This is a genomic window from Flavobacterium sp. (genome assembly GCF_036741995.1).
Classification (GTDB): Bacteria; Bacteroidota; Bacteroidia; order Flavobacteriales; family Flavobacteriaceae; genus Flavobacterium.
Window position 1 is genome coordinate 1 of the sequence record NZ_DAINRG010000036.1, and the last position, 23972, is coordinate 23972.

General features: G+C 38.9%; 20 protein-coding genes. 16 read left to right on the plus strand and 4 right to left on the minus strand.

Features of this window, described 5'->3' with window-relative positions; translation table 11 throughout:
• The 4 genes from V7D82_RS10100 to pafA all read left to right on the plus strand — a co-directional run.
• Positions 1-893, plus strand: an 893-nt coding sequence (locus V7D82_RS10100; protein ID WP_333600857.1) for a gliding motility-associated C-terminal domain-containing protein, incomplete at its 5' end; no start/stop codon positions are given.
• Positions 894-911: 18 nt separating this feature from the next.
• On the plus strand, positions 912-1871 hold the full coding sequence (locus V7D82_RS10105) for a PorP/SprF family type IX secretion system membrane protein (protein ID WP_333600858.1): 960 nt from the start codon (positions 912-914) through the stop codon (positions 1869-1871).
• Positions 1846-3762 (plus strand): OmpA family protein, encoded by a 1917-nt coding sequence (locus tag V7D82_RS10110; protein ID WP_333600859.1) that lies wholly within the window; start codon positions 1846-1848, stop codon positions 3760-3762. The genes V7D82_RS10105 and V7D82_RS10110 overlap by 26 nt, the downstream gene beginning before the upstream one ends.
• Before the next feature lie 129 nt (positions 3763-3891).
• Positions 3892-5505, plus strand: a complete 1614-nt coding sequence (gene pafA / locus V7D82_RS10115; protein WP_333600860.1) for an alkaline phosphatase PafA — start codon at positions 3892-3894, stop codon at positions 5503-5505.
• 37 nt (positions 5506-5542) lie between these two features.
• On the opposite strand, the gene lysA is transcribed toward pafA, so the two are convergent.
• Together lysA and V7D82_RS10125 are read right to left on the minus strand one after the other, a co-directional pair.
• Positions 5543-6748 carry a diaminopimelate decarboxylase gene (gene lysA, locus V7D82_RS10120; RefSeq protein ID WP_333600861.1) on the minus strand — a complete coding sequence of 402 codons (1206 nt, stop codon included), beginning with the start codon at positions 6746-6748 and terminating at the stop codon, positions 5543-5545.
• A gap of 67 nt (positions 6749-6815) precedes the next feature.
• Entirely contained in the window at positions 6816-7229 is a 414-nt protein-coding gene (locus V7D82_RS10125) for a hypothetical protein (RefSeq protein ID WP_333600862.1), read from the minus strand.
• Positions 7230-7412: 183 nt separating this feature from the next.
• On the opposite strand from V7D82_RS10125, the gene sucC reads away from it, so the two are divergent.
• From sucC to ctlX, 9 genes are all read left to right on the plus strand, one after another.
• On the plus strand, positions 7413-8606 hold the full coding sequence (sucC, locus tag V7D82_RS10130; protein WP_333600863.1) for an ADP-forming succinate--CoA ligase subunit beta: 1194 nt from the start codon (positions 7413-7415) through the stop codon (positions 8604-8606).
• An 85-nt stretch (positions 8607-8691) separates the two neighbouring features.
• Positions 8692-10053: a phospholipid carrier-dependent glycosyltransferase gene (locus V7D82_RS10135; protein ID WP_333600864.1), complete on the plus strand. Its 1362-nt coding sequence runs from the start codon at positions 8692-8694 to the stop codon at positions 10051-10053.
• A complete protein-coding gene (locus tag V7D82_RS10140; protein ID WP_333600865.1) occupies positions 10053-11009 on the plus strand; it encodes a glycosyltransferase family 2 protein in 957 nt (318 codons plus the stop codon). Before V7D82_RS10135 ends, V7D82_RS10140 begins: the two co-directional genes overlap by 1 nt.
• Before the next feature lie 2 nt (positions 11010-11011).
• Positions 11012-11749, plus strand: coding sequence for a class I SAM-dependent methyltransferase (locus V7D82_RS10145; protein WP_333600866.1), 738 nt, complete (start codon positions 11012-11014; stop codon positions 11747-11749).
• Positions 11750-11933: 184 nt separating this feature from the next.
• Positions 11934-13217, plus strand: coding sequence for a citrate synthase (locus V7D82_RS10150; protein WP_333600867.1), 1284 nt, complete (start codon positions 11934-11936; stop codon positions 13215-13217).
• A 333-nt stretch (positions 13218-13550) separates the two neighbouring features.
• Positions 13551-15809 (plus strand): beta strand repeat-containing protein, encoded by a 2259-nt coding sequence (locus tag V7D82_RS10155; protein ID WP_333600868.1) that lies wholly within the window; start codon positions 13551-13553, stop codon positions 15807-15809.
• 5 nt (positions 15810-15814) lie between these two features.
• A complete protein-coding gene (locus tag V7D82_RS10160) occupies positions 15815-17791 on the plus strand; it encodes a T9SS type A sorting domain-containing protein (RefSeq protein WP_333600869.1) in 1977 nt (658 codons plus the stop codon).
• 81 nt (positions 17792-17872) lie between these two features.
• Entirely contained in the window at positions 17873-18787 is a 915-nt protein-coding gene (locus tag V7D82_RS10165; protein WP_333600870.1) for a dimethylarginine dimethylaminohydrolase family protein, read from the plus strand.
• 1 nt (position 18788) lies between these two features.
• Positions 18789-19724: a citrulline utilization hydrolase CtlX gene (ctlX, locus tag V7D82_RS10170; RefSeq protein ID WP_333600871.1), complete on the plus strand. Its 936-nt coding sequence runs from the start codon at positions 18789-18791 to the stop codon at positions 19722-19724.
• A 73-nt stretch (positions 19725-19797) separates the two neighbouring features.
• Here ctlX and V7D82_RS10175 read toward each other — a convergent pair whose 3' ends face one another.
• Complete coding sequence (locus V7D82_RS10175) at positions 19798-20421, minus strand: MarC family NAAT transporter (protein WP_333600872.1); 624 nt, start codon at positions 20419-20421, stop codon at positions 19798-19800.
• 112 nt (positions 20422-20533) lie between these two features.
• Here V7D82_RS10175 and V7D82_RS10180 point away from each other — a divergent pair, with 112 nt between their 5' ends.
• Positions 20534-20899 (plus strand): CoA-binding protein, encoded by a 366-nt coding sequence (locus tag V7D82_RS10180; RefSeq protein WP_333600873.1) that lies wholly within the window; start codon positions 20534-20536, stop codon positions 20897-20899.
• Here the strand turns inward: V7D82_RS10180 and V7D82_RS10185 are convergent.
• Positions 20896-22392, minus strand: coding sequence for a sodium:solute symporter (locus V7D82_RS10185; protein WP_333600874.1), 1497 nt, complete (start codon positions 22390-22392; stop codon positions 20896-20898). The two genes, V7D82_RS10180 and V7D82_RS10185, sit on opposite strands and share 4 nt — an antisense overlap.
• Before the next feature lie 153 nt (positions 22393-22545).
• Here V7D82_RS10185 and recR point away from each other — a divergent pair, with 153 nt between their 5' ends.
• Together recR and V7D82_RS10195 are read left to right on the plus strand one after the other, a co-directional pair.
• Positions 22546-23166: a recombination mediator RecR gene (recR, locus tag V7D82_RS10190; RefSeq protein ID WP_333600875.1), complete on the plus strand. Its 621-nt coding sequence runs from the start codon at positions 22546-22548 to the stop codon at positions 23164-23166.
• A 76-nt stretch (positions 23167-23242) separates the two neighbouring features.
• The coding region (locus V7D82_RS10195) for a polysaccharide biosynthesis/export family protein (RefSeq protein ID WP_333600876.1) at positions 23243-23972 on the plus strand (730 nt) is incomplete at its 3' end.

A 23972-nucleotide genomic window follows, 5' to 3' on the forward strand; every position in this document is an offset into this window, starting at 1 on the left:
CAAGTGAAAACGCAACGGCTAATTTTGTTATCAACCCGATTCCGAGTGCAACCGGAGCAGCCCTTTCGGCTCAAAATACCTGTGCCAATTTTGATAGTACCGTGACCATTTCGGGAGCAGTAAGTTTACCTGACGGGAATTATACTATTGATTATACTCTTTCGGGAGCTAATACAGCTACAGCGCAAGTTGTCGTTTCTTTTGTAAACGGAGTAGGGACATTGGTGATTCCTGCTGCGAGTTTGACTAATGATGGCAGTACTACAATTACGGTTACGGCAGTTACTTCTGTAGCGTCAACCTGTGGTGGTACACTTTCAACAGCTATCAGTACAACCTTCACTGTTTCGACACCATCACAACCAGTCTTAATTGCCGATGGAGAAAAGTTCTGTGATGATGATAATCCAACTGTTGCTAACCTATCAGCCAATGTTGTTGGGACACCAACCGTAATTTGGTACAATGCCCTTACAGGTGGAACGGCTTATAGTGATTCGGATGCCTTGGTAAACGGAACAATCTATTATGGTGCTAACGTAGCACAAAGTGGTTGCGAAAGTTCAAGATTACAGGTTATAGTTGATTTAACCGCTTGTAATGATATTGTAATTCCGGATGGATTCTCGCCAAACAATGATGGTATCAATGACGAATTCGTGATTAACAATCTGGCCAGTTTGTATCCAAACTTCAAATTGGAAATTTATAACCGTTACGGAAATTTAGTATACCAAGGGAATATCAACACTCCAAATTGGGGCGGAACGACTACCGAAAAAGGTTTGAATTTAGGAAGTAATTTATTGCCAACCGGTGTCTATTTCTTCATCATAAACTTTAATGACGGAACCAGAAAGCCTTACCAAGGTAGAGTTTATTTAAGCAGATAATGAGCAATGAGTACAATTATGAAACATAAAACAATAAAATATCTCTCAGTACTAGTTGTTGTCTTTTGCTCTTCTTTGATGCAAGCACAACAAGACCCACAGTTTACTCATTATATGTATAACATGAGTGTGATCAACCCTGCTTATGCTACTGATAATCCCGGCGTAATAAATATGGGAGGTTTGTACCGTGCGCAATGGGTTGGTATAAAAGGGGCTCCTACCACACAATCCTTTTTTGCTCACTCACCCATGTCTAAAAAAGTAGAAATGGGCATTTCAATTGTGCATGATGAAATTGGGGATGTAGTAAATGAAAGCAATGTTTTTGCCGATTTTGCTTATGTCTTACAACTTTCCGAAGAAACCAGATTGTCTTTTGGAATCAAAGCCGGAGCTACATTTTTCAGCACCAATTTCAACGGATTTGTATATACCGACTCTGCAATTGACCCGGCGTTTCAAAATAACATCAGCAAAACATTTCCCAATGTTGGAGCCGGAACTTATTTGTTTGGACCCAATTATTACTTAGGTTTTTCAACGCCTAATTTAATGACGACAAGACATTTGGAAACCCAAAACGGAGTGGTAGGAAGCGGGGTCGAAGCCATTCACTTTTTTATGACGGGAGGTTATGTTTTTACCTTTAATAGCAATGATAATTTTAAAATGAAACCGGCATTCATGGCCAAAGGAGTAGAAGGAGCACCAGTTTCAATAGATTTAACAACCAATGTTTTGATTAATAATAAATTCGAAGGGGGAGTAGGGTACCGAATCGGGGATTCTGTTAGTGCGTTGGCCGGTTTTTATGTGACGCCATCCCTTAGAATTGGCTATTCTTATGATTATACCCTGTCGGATTTGAAAAAATTCAACTCGGGATCCCATGAGGTATTCATCTTGTTCGATTTAGGTTCAAGCCGCGATAAAAATTCAGGAAAAGGGTATGATAAATCACCACGATTCTTTTAAAATGAAAATGATGAGAAAACGTTACTACATACTTTTTGTTTTTTGCAGTATTACCACTCTTTTTGCCCAAAAGAAAGTCAGTGTTAAAGAAGGAAACGATTTGTTTCAAACAAAATCCTACGTGAAAGCGGCGGCAGTTTACGAGCAAGTAAAGCCGTCCAGAGAAGTGTTGCAAAATTTGGGGGATTGTTACTATTACAACTTCCAAATGGACAATGCGGTTCGCGCTTACAAACAATTATTTGCCACACACAATGACAGTGTTCAGAAAGAAGTGTATTTCCGATATGCCAATGCTTTGAAAGGAATCAAAGACTTTATCAAAGGCGACAGCATCATGAAACTCTATTCGGGAGAAGAACAAAATACCCAAAAGTTCATGAAGAACGTCAGCCGAAATTCCGCCACCAGTTACAAACTGGAAATGATGTCAAAGGACAAAAATAATGGCGATTTCGGAATTTCATTTTATGGGGATAAAGTCGCTTTTTCATCTACCCGAAGCGGTTTAAGCAAATCCTACGGCTGGAACGAAAAACCTTATCTGGATCTGTTTTCGGCATCAGTTAATGACAAAGGACAATTGATGAATGTGACTCCTTTTCCGGAAATAATTAATACCAAATTTCACGAAAGTAATGCTACATTTTCGCCCGATGGTAAAATCATGTATTTTGACCGATCTGGCGATAAACAAGTGAAAGTGGGCAATGAAATTGTAGCCACCATAAAAATTTTCAAAGCCGAATTTAAAGACGGTAAATGGATTTATGCTACTAAATTACCGCTGTCCAGCGATGACTATTCGGTAGAGCATCCCTGTCTAACTAAAGACGGAAAGCAAATGTATTTTGCCAGCGACATGCCCGGCGGTCAAGGATCAATGGATTTGTATGTGGTTGATATAGATGCCAATGGTGTTTTTGGACAACCTAGAAATTTAGGACCGACCATCAACACGGCGCACAGGGAGCAATTTCCTTTTGTGTCGGCTGACGGCACGCTTTATTTTGCTTCGGATGGGCATCAGGGGAATGGTAATTTAGATATTTTCATGAGCAAAAAAATCAGCGATACTGAATTTGACAAACCGGTAAACCTAGGCTCCAGCATCAATGGCGAAATGGACGATTTTAACTATATTCTGGATGAAGCCAAGAATCAAGGCTACTTTGCTTCCAACCGAACCGGGGATGACAATTTATATACTTTCATTCGTGAAGAAAATAAATTGCAATATTTGGTAGAAGGGGAAGTTAGAGATAAAAAAACCTTAGAGCTTTTACCGGGTTCTACGGTGAAATTGTATGATGACAAAGGCCAACTCCTAGATGAAGTATTAGTGGGGAAAGACGGTGATTTCATGTTTAACACAGAACCCAATAAGAAATACAAAATCATCGCTTTCAAGGACTTTTACATTCCGGCGGAATCTGAATTTGAAACCAATCAGAATGGCAAAGTGTATCTTGACCTTCAAATGAAAGTAGAATCATACTACGATGCGGAAGATATCATCAACAAAAAAGCAGACGGAACCGTTTTGATTGAGTTGGAAAATATTTATTTCGATTTAGATAAATGGAATATCAAACCACAAGCTGCGCAGGTTTTGAATGTGTTAGTAGCGCTATTGAAAAAGTACCCTTACATGGAAATTCAGATTGGTTCTCACACCGATTCCCGAGCTTCTTCCATGTATAACTTAAGATTGTCAAACAAAAGAGCAGCTTCGGCTCTGGAGTATTTAGTGCAAAATGGTATCGAAAGAAAACGATTGTCCTCAGTAGGGTATGGTGAAACCAAACCATTAATTATCTGTCCGAAAAACGATTGTACCGAAGAAGAGCATGCTGCCAATCGTAGATGTACGTTTATGATTTTAAAATAGAATTTGTTGTTAGTTATATAGTTGTTTAAAAATTGGGAATTTTTCAGAGGCATACAGTATTTTGTGTGCCTCTGTTTTTTTGTGTTCGTTCATTTTGATTCTGTACTTTTGTACTTATAATTATTTGTCATGAAAAAGTTTTTTCTTGTTGCCATTTCATTAACAGCGATGATTTCATCTGCACAGCAACGTCCAAAATTGGTGGTTGGGATTGTGGTCGACCAAATGAAAATGGAATACCTCTACCGTTTTCAAAATGATTTTTCCGATACGGGTTTCAAGCGATTGATGAATAACGGTTTTATTTTTCAGAATACCCATTACAACTATATGCCAACTTATACCGCTCCGGGTCATGCTTCCATTTATACCGGAACAACTCCGGCTATTCACGGAATTGTAGGCAACGAATGGTTCAGCCGAAAGCTGGGCAAAGACATGTATTGTACCGATGATGCTTCGGTGCAAACCGTTGGCGACGGAACCAAAGACGAAGGCGCTATGTCACCGAAAAACCTTTTGGCTACTACCATAACGGATGAATTGCGTTTGGCTACTAATTTCAAAGGCAAAGTAATCGGGATGAGTTTGAAAGATCGTGGTGCAATTTTGCCGGCCGGGCATTTTGCCAATTGGGCCTTTTGGTACAGCAAAACGGGAAGCTTTATTTCGAGTACTTTTTATGGAACCAAACTGCCAGATTGGGTAACCGAATTCAACAACGAAAAACATTATCTACCGTATATCAACAAAGGCTGGGATTTGCTAAAACCTATCGAAACCTATAACGAAAGTTTGGCCGATGACAATCCGTATGAAGGAAAGTTAAATGGTGCCAAACCTGTTTTTCCGTATGATTTGAAAAGCATGTATGCCGCCAAAAACGATGCTGGTATACTCCGCTCAACGCCTTATGGAAATGATTTGTTAGAAGAGTTTGCCAAAAAAGCCATCGAAAAAGAACAATTAGGGAAAGATGATATTACGGATTTCTTAACGGTAAGTTTTTCTTCAACGGATTACGTGGGGCACACTTTAGGGCCGCGCTCTATGGAACTGCAGGATACATATTTGCGATTAGATCAAACGATAGCAGACTTTCTGACTTATTTGGATAAAACGGTTGGCAAAGGCAACTACTTGCTGTTTTTAACCGCTGACCATGCCGGTGCGGAGAATGCCAAGTTTTTAAATGATAACAAATACAATGTTATCAATGTAGAATATACCAAGATTGCAACAGGATTGAAGCAATTTTCCATGGATACTTTTAACGAGGATTTGGTGTTGAATTATTCTAATTTCAATTTGTTTTTTGATAAAGAAAAAATTAAAACCAAAGGATTGGATTTGGTCAAAGTAAAACAAGCGTTCAAGGATTATTTAATCACGCAAGACCAAGTAAAAAGAGTCTATTCCGAAGAGGAAATTTTGGCGAATGCCGGAAATGATTACTACTTAAACTGCATTGCCAAAGGCTACGATGCCACCCAAGACGGTGATTTAGTAATTCTGGACAAACCGGGGTATATTGAATACGGAGCCACAGGAACTTCGCACGGAACGCCTTATAGTTATGATACGCATGTACCTTTAATTTTCTTTGGCTGGAACATCAAAAAAGGCGAAACGAGCGATAGAAAAGTAATCACAGAAGTAGCGCCAACAATAGCTCAAAAAATAAAAGTAGCTTTCCCTAACGGAACCGAAGCGCAGGTTTTGACTGAGATACTAAATAAATAATAAAAGCCCCGAAATGGTATGTTTCGGGGCTTTCTTTTTATACTTCAATCATGATTTGATTTTGCAATAAATCTTCAAAGGTTTCTCTTTCTCTTATCAAATGACCTTTGCCGTCTTTCCACAATACTTCTGCAGGTTTGAAGCGCGAGTTATAGTTGGACGACATTGAGAAACAATAGGCTCCGGCATTTCGGAAACACAAGACGTCGCCTTCGTGGATTTCGGCAATTCTACGGTTGTTGGCAAATGTATCCGTCTCACAGATATACCCCACCACCGTATAAAAACGCTCTTTTCCTTTTGGATTGGAAATGTTTTCAATCATGTGCTGCGAACCATAAAACATCGGGCGGATTAAGTGATTGAAACCACTGTCAATTCCGGCAAAAACAGTGGAGGTAGTTTGTTTGACTACATTGACTTTCGCTAAAAAGTAACCGGCTTCACTCACCAAAAATTTTCCCGGTTCGAAAGCTAAAGTCAGTTCGCGACCGTATTCTTTTTCAAAAGCCAAATAGCGTTTGGTTAGTTTTTTGCCCAATTCTTCCACATTCGTTTCAATATCATCTTTTTTATAAGGCACTTTGAAACCGGAACCGAAATCCAAGAAATCCAAATCTTTGAATTGTTTGGCAGTATCAAATAAAATTTCGGCAGCGTATAAGAACACTTCAATGTCTAAAATATCAGAACCCGTGTGCATGTGAATTCCGTTGATGTGCATTTTAGTATTTTCCACGATGCGCAACACATGCGGAATCTGATAAATGGAAATCCCGAACTTACTATCGATATGCCCCACGGAAATATTTTCATTCCCACCGGCCATCACGTGTGGATTGATACGAATGCAAACCGGAACTTTTGGGTGTTTGGTGCCAAAATGCTCCAACACGGAAAGATTGTCAATGTTGATTTGAACACCTAATTGGGCTACTGCTTCAATCTCTTCAAAAGAAACACCATTGGGTGTAAAGATGATTTTATCGGGAGTGAAACCGGCATGTAATCCCAGCTGTACTTCCTGAATGGAAACGGTGTCTAAACCGGAACCTAAGTTCTTCAGCAGCTTTAGGATAGAAACATTGGACAAGGCTTTCATTGCATAATTGATGCGAAGCTTTTCCACTTTGGAAAAGGCGTTGACCAATCGGTTGTATTGAAATTCAATTTTCTCGGCGTCATACACATACAGTGGATTGCCAAATTCTTGCGCTAATGCTTCTAATTCTGATGGTTGCATAACTTTGTTTTTTGCAAAGCTATCATTCCACCGAATGAATTCCAAAGAAAATAAAGTTAATTGCTAGTTAATGTTTTAATGTAACTGCAAATCCATCGGCTATGGATTGATCGATAAGTAAAGTATTGTCTGAAACCGTGAAGCATCCCATATCGCCACCGTTAATTTTTATGATTTCGCTGCAGGAAGAAGGCTCCGGATTGATGATAATTTGATAGTTATAAACGCCGGTTTCCAGCACATCCCATTTGTTAGGATCGGTATTGTTGTTGATTACGGTAACGGTTTGGGTAATAGAATTGAAATGCCAGGTAATTTGTCCGGGAGGAAAGTTGTTGTTGATGCCAGCAAAAGTGCCGCTAACGTTCACTAATTTCCATTGTCCCTGCACCGGATCAGTAGAGGCAGCGCCTGAATCGCTACTGCAGCTGATGAGTATCGCAAAAAATAAAAGACCGGTGATGATTTTTAAAGTTTTCATAGGGTTTGTTTTTCTTTTTAGATGATTTTCAGCTCAATTGGTTGCGTCATTCCTGCCAAAAATTCCGATTCGAATAAATATCCTAAATTGAGTTACATTTCTTTTTCATTTCGCCATATTTAATTACTTTTGTGGCACATTTTGCTGGATTCATTTCAGCATCTCACAAACTAACTTTTTATTATGAACATACACGAATATCAAGGAAAAGAAATATTAGCTGGTTATGGCGTTCGTATTCAACGCGGTATAGTGGCTAACAATCCGGTAGAAGCTGTGGCTGCTGCCAAACAATTAACGGCTGAAACCGGAACCGGTTGGCATGTGATTAAAGCCCAAATCCACGCTGGTGGAAGAGGAAAAGGCGGCGGCGTAAAATTGGCCAAAAACCTGCAACAAGTAGAAGAAATTGCAGAACAAATCATCGGGATGCAATTAATCACTCCACAAACGCCACCGGAAGGTAAAAAAGTACACAAGATTTTAGTAGCCGAAGATGTTTACTATCCTGGAGAAAGTGAAACGTCTGAGTTTTATATGTCGGTGTTGTTGAACAGAGCCAAAGGAAGAAACATGATTATGTATTCTACCGAAGGCGGAATGGATATTGAAGAAGTAGCCGAACACACCCCACACTTAATTTTCACAGAAGAAATCGATCCTTCTGTTGGATTACAAGGTTTCCAAGCGCGTAGAATTGCGTTTAATTTGGGACTTTCCGGAAATGCTTTCAAAGAAATGGTGAAGTTTGTAGACTGTTTGTACAATGCTTACATCGGTTCCGATGCTTCGATGTTTGAAATCAATCCGGTATTGAAAACTTCGGATAATAAAATTATGGCGGTCGATGCCAAAGTAAATATCGATGACAATGCCTTATACCGTCAGTCAAAAATTGCTGACATGCGCGACATCCGTGAAGAAAATCCAATCGAAGTAGAAGCTAAGGAAGTAGGATTAAACTACGTTGACCTTGACGGAACAGTAGGTTGTATGGTAAACGGAGCTGGTTTAGCGATGGCTACTATGGATTTGATTAAATACGCAGGTTTCGAGCCGGCCAACTTCTTGGACGTAGGTGGAACCGCTGATGCCAAACGTGTGGAAACCGCTTTCCGTATCATCTTAAAAGATCCAAACGTAAAAGCGATTTTGATCAATATTTTTGGTGGAATTGTTCGTTGTGACCGTGTGGCGCAAGGAGTAGTAGATGCTTATAAAAATATGGGCGACGCAATCAAAGTGCCAATCATTGTGCGTTTGCAAGGAACCAATGCAGAGATTGCCAAAGAACTAATCGATAATTCAGGCATGCCAATTTTATCGGCCGTGCAATTCCAGGAAGCAGCGGATCAAGTGAAAGCCGCTTTGTCTTAATCGGATAAATTATTTCAATATAAATCCTGAGTGAAAGCTCGGGATTTTTTATTATTTTTCCACTCTGTTACTTATAGATTTATAAATGAATGCCAACCCATTTTCAACCCGAAGAGTAAACCTTATCATTGTCCTGATATCAACAATCATGATGCTGGTGGTGCTGAATCTTCCTTTTAAAGCAAAACCTTTTGGCGATATTACGTTTCATCAGGAAGCCAAAAATATGGCGCTCTACTTGAAAGGAGCCATTGGCTATGACAAAGTGACGATTACCAAAGCGCCCGGCCCGGTTTTTTTCTATACCCCGGCCTACATGGTAGCGCCTTCTACAGCCACGGATAATCAACTTTGGGTGTATGGCGTGGTCTTTACTTTTTTGATTGTAACGATAAGTTTGTTGCTGATTTTCAGGATTGGAAGTTCCTTTTTTTCAAAAGAAGTCGGGCTGCTCAGTGTGTTGTTGTTCTTCATTTTCCCGATACATTGTTATTATTCCTTGGGGATTTTAGCAGAAGCGCCAGCCTTTTTCTCTTTGACGTTAGCACTTTACGGCTGGTCAAAAGTCTTCCACAATCCAAATAAAATAGCAGGTTGGATAGTATTAACACTGGGCATGTGGTTCCTGATTTTAAACAGACCCAACACCATGTTGTTGCTGGGACTTGGATTCGCCGTTGTCACGTATTCCTTTTTTTGGAAAAAAGAATTCTTTGCTGTGTATGGCAAAAAATTAGCGTTGACCTTTTGTGCCGTTGGCTTGTTGGGATTTGGTATTTTACAAGTCGCCAAAGCCGTTACCGGAACAAAATCAAACGAAGACCAGGAAGGCTTATTCTATTTTGTGGCGCATCAGGGAAGGTTTCAGTTTAGGGAAGAACCTACTGATTTTCGCTTTTGGGATGATGAAATCAGACCGGATAGTAAGGATTATCAAAACTGGGGAAAAAGCGGAAAAGAGTTAGCCGGTATCATGGCGCAAACGCATCGTTCCTATAAAAGTGTGTACAGAGAATTTTTAATCAATGACGTTTTCGAGCATCCTTTTTGGTTTACCCGACAGTTTTTTGTCAAATGTTTTTATGGCCATGTATATTTCATCAACAGTGTGAAACCCGACAAATTTCATCTCGGACCGATTCATGGTGTCTTGGGTTATTGGTTCATTATTTTGCTGATTAATGCTATCAATATTCTCATCATTTTCGGAGCCTTTTTATTTTTATTCAAAGAAAAAAAACTAATCAACTATTGGCTCTTTTGGTCCGTAATTGTGGCGCTATTGATATTCCACGGCATGACTTATATGGAACCACGCTATATTTTTCCGTCGAGAGTGGCCTTATACATCATGAGCGCGGCAGGTTTGTATCAAATAAGATGGATACAACGCAAAGTGAATTTTATTTCGAAATTTGTATTTCCGGTTACTAAACAAATCAGCTAATGGAAACCACACAAAAACCCATCATTGGAATCGTTTCGCCTTGTTATAATGAGGCCTTGGTCTTGAACGAAACTTCGGTTCAGTTGAACGCTGTTATTACAGATTTAGTGGCTCGAGATGTGATTTCCGAAAAGAGTTTTGCTGTTTTTGTAGATGACGGAAGTCAGGACCAAACCTGGACCATTATCGAAGAAAAAGCGCAGCAGTTAACTCATATCAAAGGACTGAAACTGGCTGGAAACGTGGGCCATCAAAAAGCGTTGCTGGCAGGCTTACTCACGTTTAAAGACGAAGCCGATGCCTTGATTTCGATAGATGCCGATTTACAGGATGACGTTCGCGTGATTGAAGCAATGGTGTTGAAATTCAAATCGGGAACCGATGTGGTGTATGGCGTTCGCAAAGAAAGAGCGACGGATACTTTTTTTAAAAGAAATACGGCTTTGCTTTTTTACAACATCATGAAGAAAATGAAAGTGAACATCATTCACAATCATGCTGATTATAGATTGTGTAGCAACAGAGTCCTTAAGGCTTTGGCCGATTTTGGCGAAGTCAATTTGTTCCTGCGTGGCATCATTCCGACCATAGGATTCAATAAAGATGTAGTGTATTACGACCGATTGGAGCGCTTCGCCGGAGAATCCAAATATCCTTTCCGAAAAATGGCCGCGTTTGCCTGGAATGGTGTGACTTCGTTCAGTAATTATCCGTTGAAACTGGTGACTATCATTGGGTTTGCTATCTTTTTCCTTTGCCTAATCATGACCGGGTATGCTTTGTTTGCTTTATACACCGGCAACGTAGTACCGGGTTGGCTTTCTACCGTTTTGCCTATGTATTTTTTGGGTGGTGTTCAGTTGTTTTGTTTCGGAATTATTGGCGAGTATATTGGTAAGATTTATTCAGAAGTTAAACAAAGACCGCGCTATTTCATTGATAAAAGAGTAGATTGAACATGGAAAAGGATTTTGAAAAGAAATATCACGACGTCGAAGTGGAACACTGGTGGTTTAAATCGCGCCGAAAATACCTTTTAGATTTGCTAAAGAATGCGCCAAGAGACAGCAAAATACTAGATATTGGTTGTTCTTCGGGCATTTTTCTCAAGGATTTGGAAGAGTTGGGTTTCGCCACAGAAAATCTTTTCGGTGTTGACATCAGCGATAAAGCGATTGCCAACTGCAAAGCCAACGGGATTGCCAATGCTTTTGTGATGGATGCTCAAAATATAACACTGACCGAAACTTTTGATATTATAATTGCTTCCGATTGTTTGGAGCATCTTCAAGACGATGCTAAAGCCGTGAAGAATTGGAAAAGCTTACTGAAAGTAGGAGGGATGATGTATGTTTTTGTGCCGGCGTTTCAATCGTTGTGGAGTTATCACGACGAAGTCAATATGCATTTCCGACGCTATACGAATGCAGAATTGAAAGCAAAACTAACCGCCGAAAACCTCGAAATCCTCAAAGCCAGTTACTGGAATTTCTTCTTGTTTTTACCGGTGTATGCTTTCAGAAAAGTGAGCGCCGTTTTTCAAAAAAACAAAACCGGCGAAAGTGATATTTCCATTGGAAATTCCTTGGTAAATAAAGGGCTGTTGAACTTAATTCTCTTTGAAAACAAACTCTTGAAAGTGTTCCGGTTTCCTTTTGGCGTAAGCACCTTTTGCATTGCTAAACGGGTTGCCTAGATTAGGCGGCTGTGAATTTCTGTCTGAAGTTCAAAAAAAGTTTAGTTTTTTGAATATAGTTTAGCCTTGTAAAAATTATTATAAATTTAACGAAAACGTTGCCGTAAATCTTTTTTATTTCATTTGCAATTCCCTAATTTTGTTAAATTATTAATTTATCAGATTTAATTCCCTTATTTATATCATGTCTAAAACAGCAATATTAGAATTTGATGGCACTAAATACGAGTTTCCGGTAATCATAGGAAGCGAAAATGAAGCTGCCATTGATATCGAAAAATTACGCGCTTTAACCGGCGCTATTACACTGGATCCCGGTTATAAAAACTCAGGTTCCTGCCAAAGTGAAATTACATTTTTGGATGGTGAAGAAGGAATTCTTCGCTACCGTGGGTATGCCATAGAAGATTTAGCCGAAAAAGCAGATTTTTTGGAAGTGGCTTATTTGGTGATTTTTGGAGAACTGCCTACCAAAGCCATTTTAGAACAATTTGAAAACGATATCCGTAAGTACACTTTGGTGAATGAAGAAATGAAAAACATCATCGATGGTTTTCCAAAAACAGCTCATCCAATGGGCGTTTTGTCTTCGCTTACCAGTGCGTTAACCGCCTTTAACCCCAAAGTGGTTAATGTTGAAAACGAAAAAGAAATGTACGAAGCAGTATGTAAAACCATGGGTAAATTCCTGGTGATTGCTACTTGGACCTACAGAAAAATGATGGGCTTCCCATTGAATTATTATGACAATACTAAAGGATATGTAGAGAACTTTTTACACCTGATGTTTGAGTTGCCTACAGGACCTTATAAAGTAAATCCTGTCGTTGTAAATGCTTTAGATAAATTGTTCATTCTGCATGCAGACCACGAACAAAACTGTTCAACGTCAACGGTTAGAATCGTAGGTTCTTCTCATGCCGGATTATTTGCTTCTATTTCTGCAGGAGTTTCTGCATTATGGGGGCCACTACATGGTGGAGCTAACCAAGCGGTTTTAGAAATGTTGGAAGCCATACAAAAAGACGGTGGTGATGCCGAGAAATATTTAGCCAAAGCAAAAGACAAAGATGATCCGTTCCGCTTAATGGGATTTGGTCACCGAGTTTATAAAAACTTCGATCCAAGAGCTAAAATTATTAAAAAAGCAGCCGATGAGGTTTTAAATACGTTGGGTGTCGATGATCCGATTTTAGATATTGCCAAAAAACTGGAAGCTTCAGCCTTAGTGGATGACTATTTTGTATCCAGAAAACTGTATCCAAATGTTGATTTCTATTCCGGAATTATCTACAGAGCTCTGGGAATTCCAACTGAAATGTTTACAGTAATGTTTGCCATAGGACGTTTACCGGGTTGGATTGCCCAATGGAAAGAAATGCGTATCAACAAAGAACCAATTGGAAGACCAAGACAAGTCTATACCGGTTATCCTTTAAGAGACTTTAAACCAATGGATAAAAGATAAATCCATGTGTTATATTTATAAACTCCTTGCTTTTGCAAGGAGTTTTTTTTTGGTGTAAACCGTTGATTTTAAGAACTAAAGTGTCAATTTTTGATAGGAATGAAATGAAAATTTGCAATTAAAAAATGTAAGATATATTCATTATAGTTTGATTGAAATGTGTATTTCAACGATTTTATATGTATTTAGTAGATAATTTTAAAAAAGCACTATATATTTGGTTTGTCAATTTAACAGTTTAGAAATTGTTGTTTGAAAAGGAATCTCTAGGCCACCCAACCGGAATCATAAATAGACAATTAATAATTTTTTAACTCCTTAAAACGTTTAGTTATGAAAATGAAAATTACTTTTTACTTTACCTCGTTAATTCTCTTAGGGTGTATCTTTAAGAGTAACGGACAAATTGATAACACTTTTACAGGAGTTGATTCGGGTGCCACTAATACCGGGAATTACAATTGCGGATTTGGAAGAAATTCACTTATACAAAATACAAGTAGTAATAATAGTGGTTTTGGTGTTGGAACACTATCCGTGAGTACAGGTGGTTATAATTGTGCTTTTGGCTATTATGCCTTAAATATTAATGGTTCAGGGACCTTGAATTGTGCTTTTGGAACAAGAAGTTTGTCAAACAACGATACAGGTTCATACAATATCGCCATTGGTCACAGATCGATGGAAGCCAACTCAAAAGGAAATTTCAATACAGCAGTTGGATACGCTTCATTAGCCACAAATATTGGTACCGGAAATGTAGCTTTAGGTTGTAATACGCCGAGAAATCTGCTGACTGGTGATTCTAATATTTTTATCGGTACCGAAACAGCGGTTAATTTAATCAACGGAAATAACAATGTTTTTTTAGGTAAAATAGTCTTAGCTAGAGATGCTTCTACAGATAATCTGGCCGGTAATGATACTAATAGCACTATGATTTTTGCAGATGGTGCCGGAAATCAAAGATTGTTTATCAGTAAATTAGGGAATGCGGGGATTGGTTTAGGAAATAACATCATACCACTCAATAAATTGGATATAAAAGGTGGTGTTGCCATTGGTAGAAATTATACTCCGAATAACTTTTTCACAGGAGTATTAGCACCAACAAACGGATTGTTAGTGGAAGGTGCTGTCGGAATCGGAACGACAACTCCAAGCAATAAAGTAGAAATCACTCAGGGAACCTTAGGAAACTCAGGTCTTCGTTTTACCAATTTAACAAGTGCTTATAACCCGCCGTTAACTCAAACTGCCAGTAAATTTCTGAGTGTTAATGCAGCCGGAGATGTTGTGCTGCAAAACATGACGAATCCCGTTAGCAGTAACAGTTTAACCTCTAACGTTAATTTGATGACGAGTAATGTGAATGGTATTACTTCATCGGCCACTATGGTTAACTCTATTTCAAACGCAATTAATGCCGGTAACCAATTAGTGACTACTGTAAATGGTGTGGCAAGTGCACCGGTAACATTACCGATACCAAATTTTACGGAAATTGACGGTAGTGCTATTAATGAACTTCAAACCTTGTCTCAAAGCGGAAATACTATTACACTTTCTAATGGTGGCGGATCGTTCACCTTGCCAACATTTACCGATACGGATTCACAATCTTTGTCGCTAACGGGCAATATTTTAGCTATTTCAAACGGAAACAGTGTAACCCTTCCAACACAAGTTCCTCAAACCCTTACTCAAAGTGGAAATACAGTTTCACTTTCTAATGGTGGCGGATCGTTTACATTACCAACCTTTACGGATGCTGATTCGCAATCCTTATCCTTAACGGGCAATACATTATCTATTTCAAACGGAAATAGTGTAACGCTTCCGGCACAAGTTTCTCAAACTCTTACTCAAAGTGGAAATACAGTTACGCTTTCTAATGGCGGTGGGTCATTTACCCTTCCGACACAAGTTACACAAACCCTTACTCAGGCCGGAAATACAATAACTCTTTCCAACGGTGGCGGTTCTTTTACCATGCCGACAACCAGTGTAGTAGGAGGGACTAATGTTACGGTTACCGGAGCAGGAACAATAGCTTCTCCTTTTCAGGTGAGTGCTTTAGATACCAGTCTTTATGCCAATAACGGAGTCATCAATCAGGCGACAACAACCAACAGTAACAGAGTGGTTGACATGAATAACAGCAATATTTGGTTCAATTCCGCTAACAGTACTTCCAATGGTAAAATCTATATTGGCTCTACGTCAGTTTACCCGAACACTACCGGAAATTATAAATTATTTGTGGAAGGTGGTATTTTGACCGAAAAAGTGAAAGTGGCTTTGAGAAGTTCATCCAATTGGGCAGATTATGTTTTTGATAAAAAATATGATTTGATGCCGTTAAAAGAAGTGGCAGAGTACATCGCCGCCAATAAACATTTACCAGGGATAGACTCAGCTGATGATTTGGCTAAAAACGGTCTGGATGTATCAGAAATGCAAGCGAAACAAATGGCTAAGATCGAGGAATTAACACTCTATATCATCGATCAGAATAAAGCCATTGAGAACCAAAACAAAGAAATTGAAGAACTAAAAAATCAGGTAAAAGCGCTAATCTCTAAAAACTAAATAATATGTATAAGATATTAAAAATAGTTTTGATTGGCTGCATCTGTTTTTATTCAGCTGCTGTATCTGCTCAATACGATGAGTACATAGCCGCCGAAAACAACAGAATTTTACTTTCTCAAAAAACGGAACTGGAAATTGAAAACTTCATTACGGATAATTTTAATAATTATAGATTATCAGATGAAGCTATTGATAAAATTGTACACCATCTGCAAAGCGAAGATGAATTTACGGAAGCCGAACTGGAGAAAGCAAAAATTGATGCCAAAAAATACGAATTAAGAAAGTTGTTTTTTGCTGAAAATCCAGTCAAAAAAGAGGATTATATTGCTAAGCCTATCCCCGTAACCATAATGCAACAATGCGTCAATGGCGATTTTGAAAGCGGCACCGCCGGATATACTTTTTGGTCTGATGCGCATCCGCAACCTATTTCTGGACTTTCGTTTTTTTTATCCTGCGCAACACCCACGGCGCTGACGGCTACCAATGTCATCACGCCTGCTACTAATAACTTTAACGCTACCATCACCAAGATTGACAAAACAGCTCCCGGTTTTCAACTCAATGATCCGGTGCTGGCTAGTTTTGGTGTGAATGTGCCGACTCTGGATCCAAATGGGGGCAACAAGTGTATCAAATTAAACAACACTGCCGGCTTAGGTTCTTCGGATTTGTCTACCGTGTCGCGTTATTTTCCAAATATTAATCAATCGACCATTGATTTTAATTTCTCGTTAATAATGGATAACAAACCAGCTCATGGCCAGGATATACAGCCTTATTTTAGAGTTAGGGTTTTAGATCAGTATAATAACGTAGTGGACGAAATCTGCATCATTGCCGATCCCGATAATTGCTTGTTTAACCGAATCAATATTGCGTCCGACAGAAGAATGCTTTACACCGGATGGCTTTGTGCCCGATTGAATGTAGAAGATATTTTAAACCAACCGGGAACTATTGAGTTTAGTGTGAGCGATTGTCAACCTTCAAAACATTTCGGAACCGTTTATATTGATAACATTTGCGGAACGGTTTGTGCCGCCCCTCAGTTAGGAGCCATGAGTTTAGATCCAACTAATATCAACTGTCCTGACTCGTCAACCAATACACCAATTCAGGTTTGTGGTACTTATCAATCGCCTGTAAATGCTACCTTAAACACCATTACTTTAGACATTACACAAAATGGAACTGTGATTGGCACTATTAATGCTCCTACACAAATTACGGCCAATACGTTTTGTTTTACGGTGCTGCCAAGTCAGTTTGGTGCATCGCCTTCGGGTGACTATGAATTTGAAATTCACGGAACTTTTAATGTTAACTGTCCCGCCGGGAATTATGTTTATGACATCTACGATCACTCTGCTAATGTAGGGCCGGATGTTACTTTTGCTAATTGTTGTCAGGCCACATTAACGTTAGTTGCTCCGACTGATAATACCAACAATTTGGCAGCCGTGGAAGTTAAGAAAAAAGAACGCTCCAATTGGATCAAAGCAACCAATACTATTTCAGTAGGCGATAATACACAATCCAATGGAGTAGTATATCATGCCGCTAATTTTGTGGAATTGAATCCAGGATTTGAAGCGGTTTCCGGAGCTCAATTTTCAGCATATCCGGAAGGCTGTAGCGGAAACTTTATTTATAAAACCCAAAGTGTAGTCGATACACCAAAAGTAACGGCTCAAGCCCCAATAGAAGACAATACAGTTAATTTGGTAAAAATAAGTAAAGGCTTTACCATATTGCCCAATCCGTCAAGCAGCTTGATAGAGATTTCCATGAAAGAAACTAAATTCAACCGGGTTACTATTGCCACTATTGACGGTAAAGTTGTCATGGAACGCAACCTGGAAAAAACGACTAAAACACAAATTGATGTCAGCCGTTATGCCAATGGTGTCTATATCATAAACGTTACTTCTGATGATGGTCAGCTCTTTACCGAAAAATTGATTAAGAATTAGGCCGAATAGAAATACTTATAAACAAAGCTTCTCCTAACCGGGAAGCTTTTTTATATTTGTCCAAAAGCCAAAAGCTATTGTATGTTATCCTTAAATGTAAAAAACGAAACCTCAAGATTAAGAGCCGTGGTGCTCGGTTCAGCAGTCAATAACGGACCAACCCCAGGAGTTGATGAAGCGTATGATCCAAAATCATTAGAACACATCCTCGCTGGAACGTATCCGGTAGAGGCCGATATGGTTAAAGAAATGGAAGCTTTCAATCAGGTATTTCAAAAATATAATGTGAAAGTTTTCCGTCCGGAAACGATTGAAAATTATAACCAAATCTTCTCGCGGGATATCGGATTTGTAATTGATGACATTTTCATCAAGGCCAATATTCTTCCCGACAGAGAACGAGAGTTGGAAGCCATTCAATATGTTATCGACCAAATCGATCCGGCCAAAGTGGTGCGCCCGCCCGAAGAAGTTCATATCGAAGGCGGCGACGTGATGCTTTGGAACGATTATATTTTTATCGGAACTTACAAAGGCTCCGATTATAAAGATTACATCACGGCCCGAACCAATGTGCAGGGTGTTAAGTATATCAAAGAATTATTTCCCAACAAAAAAGTCAAAGAATTCGATTTAGTAAAGTCGAAATTGGAAGCCCGTGATAACGCTTTGCATTTGGATTGTTGTTTCCAACCCGTTGGTAAAAACAAAGGAATCATCTATAAAAGTGGTTTCCGGGAAGAGTCGGATTATGTGTTTTTAGTCAAATTATTTGGCAAAGAAAACCTCTTTCACATCACGCGTGACGAAATGTATAACATGAATTCCAATGTGTTTTCTATCGATGACAATGTGGTGGTTTCTGAAAAGAATTTCACAAGATTAAATAACTGGCTTCGCGATAACGGCTTTATCGTTGAAGAAATTCCATACGCTGAAATTGCCAAACAAGAAGGACTTTTACGTTGTTCTACCTTACCCTTAATTAGAGACTAAAATGAAACAAACTACCAATGCCATATTGATGATTCGCCCGGTGGCGTTTCGTATGAACGAACAAACAGCCGTAAACAATTACTATCAAAAAGTGCTTGACGGCTTGTCAACCGAAACGGTAAATGCCAAAGCTCAAGCCGAGTTTGATGCTTTTGTAAACAAGCTGCGAAAAGTAGGTGTGAACGTTGTAGTGGTCGAAGATACTTTGGAACCTAACACTCCGGACAGTATTTTTCCGAACAACTGGATTTCGTTTCACGAAAACGGCGATGTGGTGTTGTATCCCATGTTTGCCGAAAACCGTCGTGCCGAAAGAAGAGAAGATATCCTCGATATTTTAGAAGATGACGGATTCGAAATCAATCAAATCATGGATTATACCTTGGCCGAAGAAGACAATGTTTTCCTAGAAGGAACCGGAAGTTTGCTGTTAGACAGAGAAAACGGCAAAGCCTACTGCGCCCTTTCACCAAGGGCTGATGAGGAATTGATGATAGAATTTTGCGAAGATTTCGAGTTTACTCCGGTGATTTTTGAAGCATTCCAAACCGTGAACGGAGAACGAAAACTGATTTATCATACCAATGTCATGATGTGTCTTGGCGATACCTTTGCCGTAATTTGTGCCGATTGTATTGATGATAAAAAAGAACGCAAAATGGTACTCGACAGTCTTCGCGGGGATGACAAAGAAATCATCTTAATCACCGAAGACCAGGTCAACAACTTTGCCGGAAACATGTTGGAAGTAAAAGGTAAAAACGACGAACGATTCTTAGTGATGAGTGAGTCGGCTTATAAAAGTCTGACCAAAAAACAAATCGCTCAGTTGGAAGCCCATGTCGAAATCATTCATTCGAGTTTGGATACCATTGAAGCTTGCGGTGGCGGAAGTGCCCGTTGCATGATGGCCGAAATCTTTTTGCCGAAAGACTAATTTTTCAAAAGCAGATATAATAAAAGCTCAATATCAGAAGATGTTGGGCTTTTTTAATTCATTTCCTAACGATTTATATTCCCCTGATAATGCTCAAGACAGAACTGATGATGTACTGAATTCCGATAGCAATCGTTAAAAAACCAATTATTCTTGAAATGGCCACAATTCCGGAAGCTCCTAAAAAATTAGCTAAATAATGCGCACTGCGAAGGATGATGTAAATAATAAAACTTACGACAAGAATGGCCAAAGTTGAAAACAAAATTTCATTCGTACTGTTGTGCTCCTGATAAAAAGCAATCAATAGAGATATGGAACCCGGACCGGCAAGCATGGGCATCGCCAGTGGTGTAAGCGCTATGGCATTGCGGCTTTGAATGTCTTCTTCTACTTTTTTATTGATACCGCGATTTTTGCTGAATTTTCCGTTCAGTAAAGAAAAACCGGAGCTGGCAATGATGATGCCGCCTGCAATTCGAAGTGCCGTAATGGTAATGCCGAAAAAAGACAATACATACTGTCCAACAAAAAAGGAAATGATTAAAATGATAAACACATTTAACGAAGTCAGTAACGATACCTTTGACCGTTCCCCTTTAGTGTAATCCTGTGTTAAACCCACAAAAATAGGGACAGTTCCGATAGGATTCAGAACCGAAAAAAGCGCCGCTAACAGAAAAATAAAAAGCTCCATAGTTTTTTTGGCAAAGGTAAATCTTGCATCCTATTTTAAATATTAAATAGAAGTTAAATAAACCTACCGAATTATAAAGTTACCATTATCTTTGAACCTAGAAATGAAAACCATGAAAAATAAGAAAACAGTTGTGCTAGGCGCTACTACAAAACCCGAAAAATATGCTTTTTTGGCCATTACAAAATTGGTAGAAAAAGGCCATTCCGTATTGGCTATTGGTCAGAATACCGGGGAAGTGGCCGGGGTGAAAATATATACCAAAAACATTCCGCTGAAAAATATTGATACCGTGACTTTGTATCTGAATCCGGCACGTCAACGTGAGTATTATAACTACATTATCGAGACAAAACCAAAACGCGTCATCTTCAATCCCGGAACTGAAAATCCTGAGTTTTACCAATTGCTGCAGGGCAATGGCATTAAGGTTGAAGTAGCTTGCACGTTGGTTTTATTGGCCACCAATCAGTATTAATATCGGGTATTTTCGGTAGCCGGTTTGCTGATTAAGAGTAAGCCGATAAACGTTATCAGTCCGTTGACAATGATCAATTCGTTGTCAAAGGTATAATCACCAAAAAGTTCAACGGAATACTTGCTGATAAAAAAGCAAATGGCTGGTGAAATCAAGCAAATAAAAGGAACGAACTTGTCGTGTACCGTTTTTGATTTCATGAATAAACCAAAAGCATAGAGTCCTAATAGCGGTCCGTAAGTGTAGGAAGCAATCTTAAAAATCATCTTTACTACGGAAGCATCATTTACGGCGTTGAAAATCACAATCACCAAAAACATCAAAAATGAAAATCCAATATGAACCAGATGTCTGGTTCTGACAATGTTGGGTTTGTTTTGATTTTCGGTTTTATCCATGCCGAGAAAGTCTACGCAAAAGGAAGTTGTTAATGCGGTCAAAGCTGAATCAGTCGTGGCAAAAGTCGCTGCGGTAAGTCCTAATAAAAATACTACCGCCGGTACAATTCCCAATGATTTTAAGGCAATTTCCGGAAAAAGAAAATCGGTTCGAGCCACACCATCCACCATGGGCACTGCAATGCCATTTTTTTCGGCAAACATATAAAGCAAGGCACCAACGCTTAGGAAGAAAATGTTGATGATGACAAAAATTCCGGTGAACGTGAACATGTTTTTTTGAGCTTCGCCTATGTTTTTGCAACTTAGATTTTTTTGCATCAAATCCTGGTCAAGTCCTACCATGGCTATCGTTACAAATATTCCACCCAGAATTTGTTTCCAAAAATAATTGCCTTTCAGATAGTCTTCGAAAAAGAAAACTTTAGAATAATTACTCTCTTTTACCGCTTCAAAAGCTTGGAAAGCTGAAAAATCCAGACTTCGGCAAATGAAAAATATTGTCAAAAAAACCGAAGAAACCAGGAAGAACGTCTGCAAAGTATCGGTGATGATGATGGTTTTCAATCCACCGCGATACGTATAAGCAAAGATTAATCCGAGAGAAATTAAAACCGTCAACGCAAAAGGCACTTCGAAAGCATCAAAAACATAACGTTGCAGCACAATCACTACCAAATACAAACGAAACGCCGAGCCAATGGTTCGGCTGATTAAGAAAATGGTGGCCGCCGTTTTATAACTGATAACGCCCAGGCGTTGTTCAATATAGCCATAAATTGAAGTCAGATTCATGCGATAGTAGAGGGGGAGCAGGACTTTGGCAATAATTAAAAAACCGATGGCATTGCCCAGAACAAACTGGAAATATTTGAACTGCAAATCAGGATTACCCACTTCGCCGGGCACCGAGATAAAAGTTACGCCAGACAGCGCTGTTCCTATCATTCCAAAGGCTACCAAATACCATTTTGAGTTTTTATTGGCTTTGAAAAACGTATCGTTATCGGAGCTTTTTTTACTGACCAAATTGGAAATCAAAATCAGTAAACCAAAATAAATAACGATAATAATCAGAATGGTGGTTGGTGACATAAAGTTGTTTTTATAGTTAGCCAAAATACTAAAAATTGTCAATTTGTTTGTTGGGTTATTGGGTTATTTGTAAAGAATAAATGTTGATAACAATTCAATAGCTACCCACTAATATTCTAACAATCTAAAGGTCTAATTCATTATTTTTGTCTCATGGAATTTTCATCAAAATTGCTCGAAAAAGCGGTCAACGAAATGGCGCAATTGCCGGGAATTGGAAAACGAACCGCTTTGCGGTTGGTGTTGCATTTGCTGAAACAACCTTCGGAGCAAACCCAATTTTTGTCACAGGCGCTGACTACGATGCGCGAAGAAATTAAATTTTGTACCACTTGTCACAATATCTCAGATGTGGAAGTGTGCGAAATTTGCAATAATCCTAAGAGAAACCATAAAATCATTTGCGTTGTTGAAGATGTTCGCGATGTAATGGCGATTGAAAACACCAATCAGTTCAAAGGAATTTACCACGTTTTGGGAGGTAAAATTTCGCCTATTGACGGCATTGGACCTAGCCAGTTGAACATAAATTCTTTGGTGGAAAAAGTAAAATTGGGAGAAACTGAAGAACTGATTTTTGCACTCAGCTCAACGATGGAGGGCGATACCACCAATTTTTATATCTTCAAGCAAATCAAAGAGTACGATGTGAAAACCTCTACCATTGCCCGCGGAATTGCCGTTGGCGATGAATTAGAATATGCCGATGAAGTGACCTTAGGGAGAAGTATTTTGAATCGGGTTCCCTTTGAAAATTCGTTAAAAAACATATAACGAAATAATCATTCTCTACATTTTTGTAATTAGAATTGAAAAACTATCTTTGTTTGCTAATTTTTTTAATAAAATAATGAACAAAACCAGTATATATATCTTTTTACTACTAAGTGTTTTTTTTACTTCCTGTGTACCTACTAAAGATTTAATCTATTTGCAAAATAAAGATAAGGACAATAATGAAGCGGTTATTCCTTCTAATCAAAAACCTTATCGTCTTCAAACCAATGATATCTTAACCATTACAATCAAGGCTATTGATCCCAAAATGGTAGAGATATTCAGTAATACGGGTGGTCAGGCGGCTCAGATTTCGGATCAAGGGAGTTATTATACCGGATACTCTGTTGATGATCATGGGAATATCCGATTGCCGATTCTTGGTGAAATTAATGTTTTAGGCTTCACCGTTGAAGAAGTCAGAATCAAAATTGAGAAGCAACTTCACGAACAGTATTTCAAAAATGAAGCTGGGATTTTTGTTACCGTAAAGCTGTCAGGATTTCGATATACCATCAATGGGGAAGTGGGCAGTACTGGTACCAAAGTGATTTATCAGGACAAGGTAAATATCATGGAAGCCATTGCCAATGCTGGTGATATCACGGTAACCGGTGACCGGAAAGATGTTAAGGTCATCAGAAGATACCCTCAAGGAAGTGAAACGTTCAGTATCGATTTGACTAATGGCAAAGCGGTTAATTCTCCTTGTTTTTACCTTCAGCCGAATGATTATATTTATGTAAAGCCATTGAAACAGAAAACGTGGGGAACCGGAAAAACCGGTATAGAGTCGTTATCGA

Excerpts from the sequence above, each read along its gene's own strand:
- lysA (WP_333600861.1), bottom strand. The coding sequence starts at position 6,748 with ATGCAACCATCAGAATTAGAAGCATTAGCGCAAGAATTTGGCAATCCA.
- recR (WP_333600875.1), top strand. The coding sequence starts at position 22,546 with ATGGAATTTTCATCAAAATTGCTCGAAAAAGCGGTCAACGAAATGGCG.
- V7D82_RS10150 (WP_333600867.1), top strand. The coding sequence starts at position 11,934 with ATGTCTAAAACAGCAATATTAGAATTTGATGGCACTAAATACGAGTTT.
- V7D82_RS10155 (WP_333600868.1), top strand. The coding sequence starts at position 13,551 with ATGAAAATGAAAATTACTTTTTACTTTACCTCGTTAATTCTCTTAGGG.
- V7D82_RS10180 (WP_333600873.1), top strand. The coding sequence starts at position 20,534 with ATGAAAAATAAGAAAACAGTTGTGCTAGGCGCTACTACAAAACCCGAA.
- sucC (WP_333600863.1), top strand. The coding sequence starts at position 7,413 with ATGAACATACACGAATATCAAGGAAAAGAAATATTAGCTGGTTATGGC.
- V7D82_RS10145 (WP_333600866.1), top strand. The coding sequence starts at position 11,012 with ATGGAAAAGGATTTTGAAAAGAAATATCACGACGTCGAAGTGGAACAC.
- V7D82_RS10105 (WP_333600858.1), top strand. The coding sequence starts at position 912 with ATGAAACATAAAACAATAAAATATCTCTCAGTACTAGTTGTTGTCTTT.
- V7D82_RS10165 (WP_333600870.1), top strand. The coding sequence starts at position 17,873 with ATGTTATCCTTAAATGTAAAAAACGAAACCTCAAGATTAAGAGCCGTG.
- V7D82_RS10160 (WP_333600869.1), top strand. The coding sequence starts at position 15,815 with ATGTATAAGATATTAAAAATAGTTTTGATTGGCTGCATCTGTTTTTAT.
- V7D82_RS10110 (WP_333600859.1), top strand. The coding sequence starts at position 1,846 with ATGATAAATCACCACGATTCTTTTAAAATGAAAATGATGAGAAAACGT.
- V7D82_RS10125 (WP_333600862.1), bottom strand. The coding sequence starts at position 7,229 with ATGAAAACTTTAAAAATCATCACCGGTCTTTTATTTTTTGCGATACTC.
- V7D82_RS10185 (WP_333600874.1), bottom strand. The coding sequence starts at position 22,392 with ATGTCACCAACCACCATTCTGATTATTATCGTTATTTATTTTGGTTTA.
- pafA (WP_333600860.1), top strand. The coding sequence starts at position 3,892 with ATGAAAAAGTTTTTTCTTGTTGCCATTTCATTAACAGCGATGATTTCA.
- V7D82_RS10175 (WP_333600872.1), bottom strand. The coding sequence starts at position 20,421 with ATGGAGCTTTTTATTTTTCTGTTAGCGGCGCTTTTTTCGGTTCTGAAT.
- V7D82_RS10140 (WP_333600865.1), top strand. The coding sequence starts at position 10,053 with ATGGAAACCACACAAAAACCCATCATTGGAATCGTTTCGCCTTGTTAT.
- ctlX (WP_333600871.1), top strand. The coding sequence starts at position 18,789 with ATGAAACAAACTACCAATGCCATATTGATGATTCGCCCGGTGGCGTTT.
- V7D82_RS10135 (WP_333600864.1), top strand. The coding sequence starts at position 8,692 with ATGAATGCCAACCCATTTTCAACCCGAAGAGTAAACCTTATCATTGTC.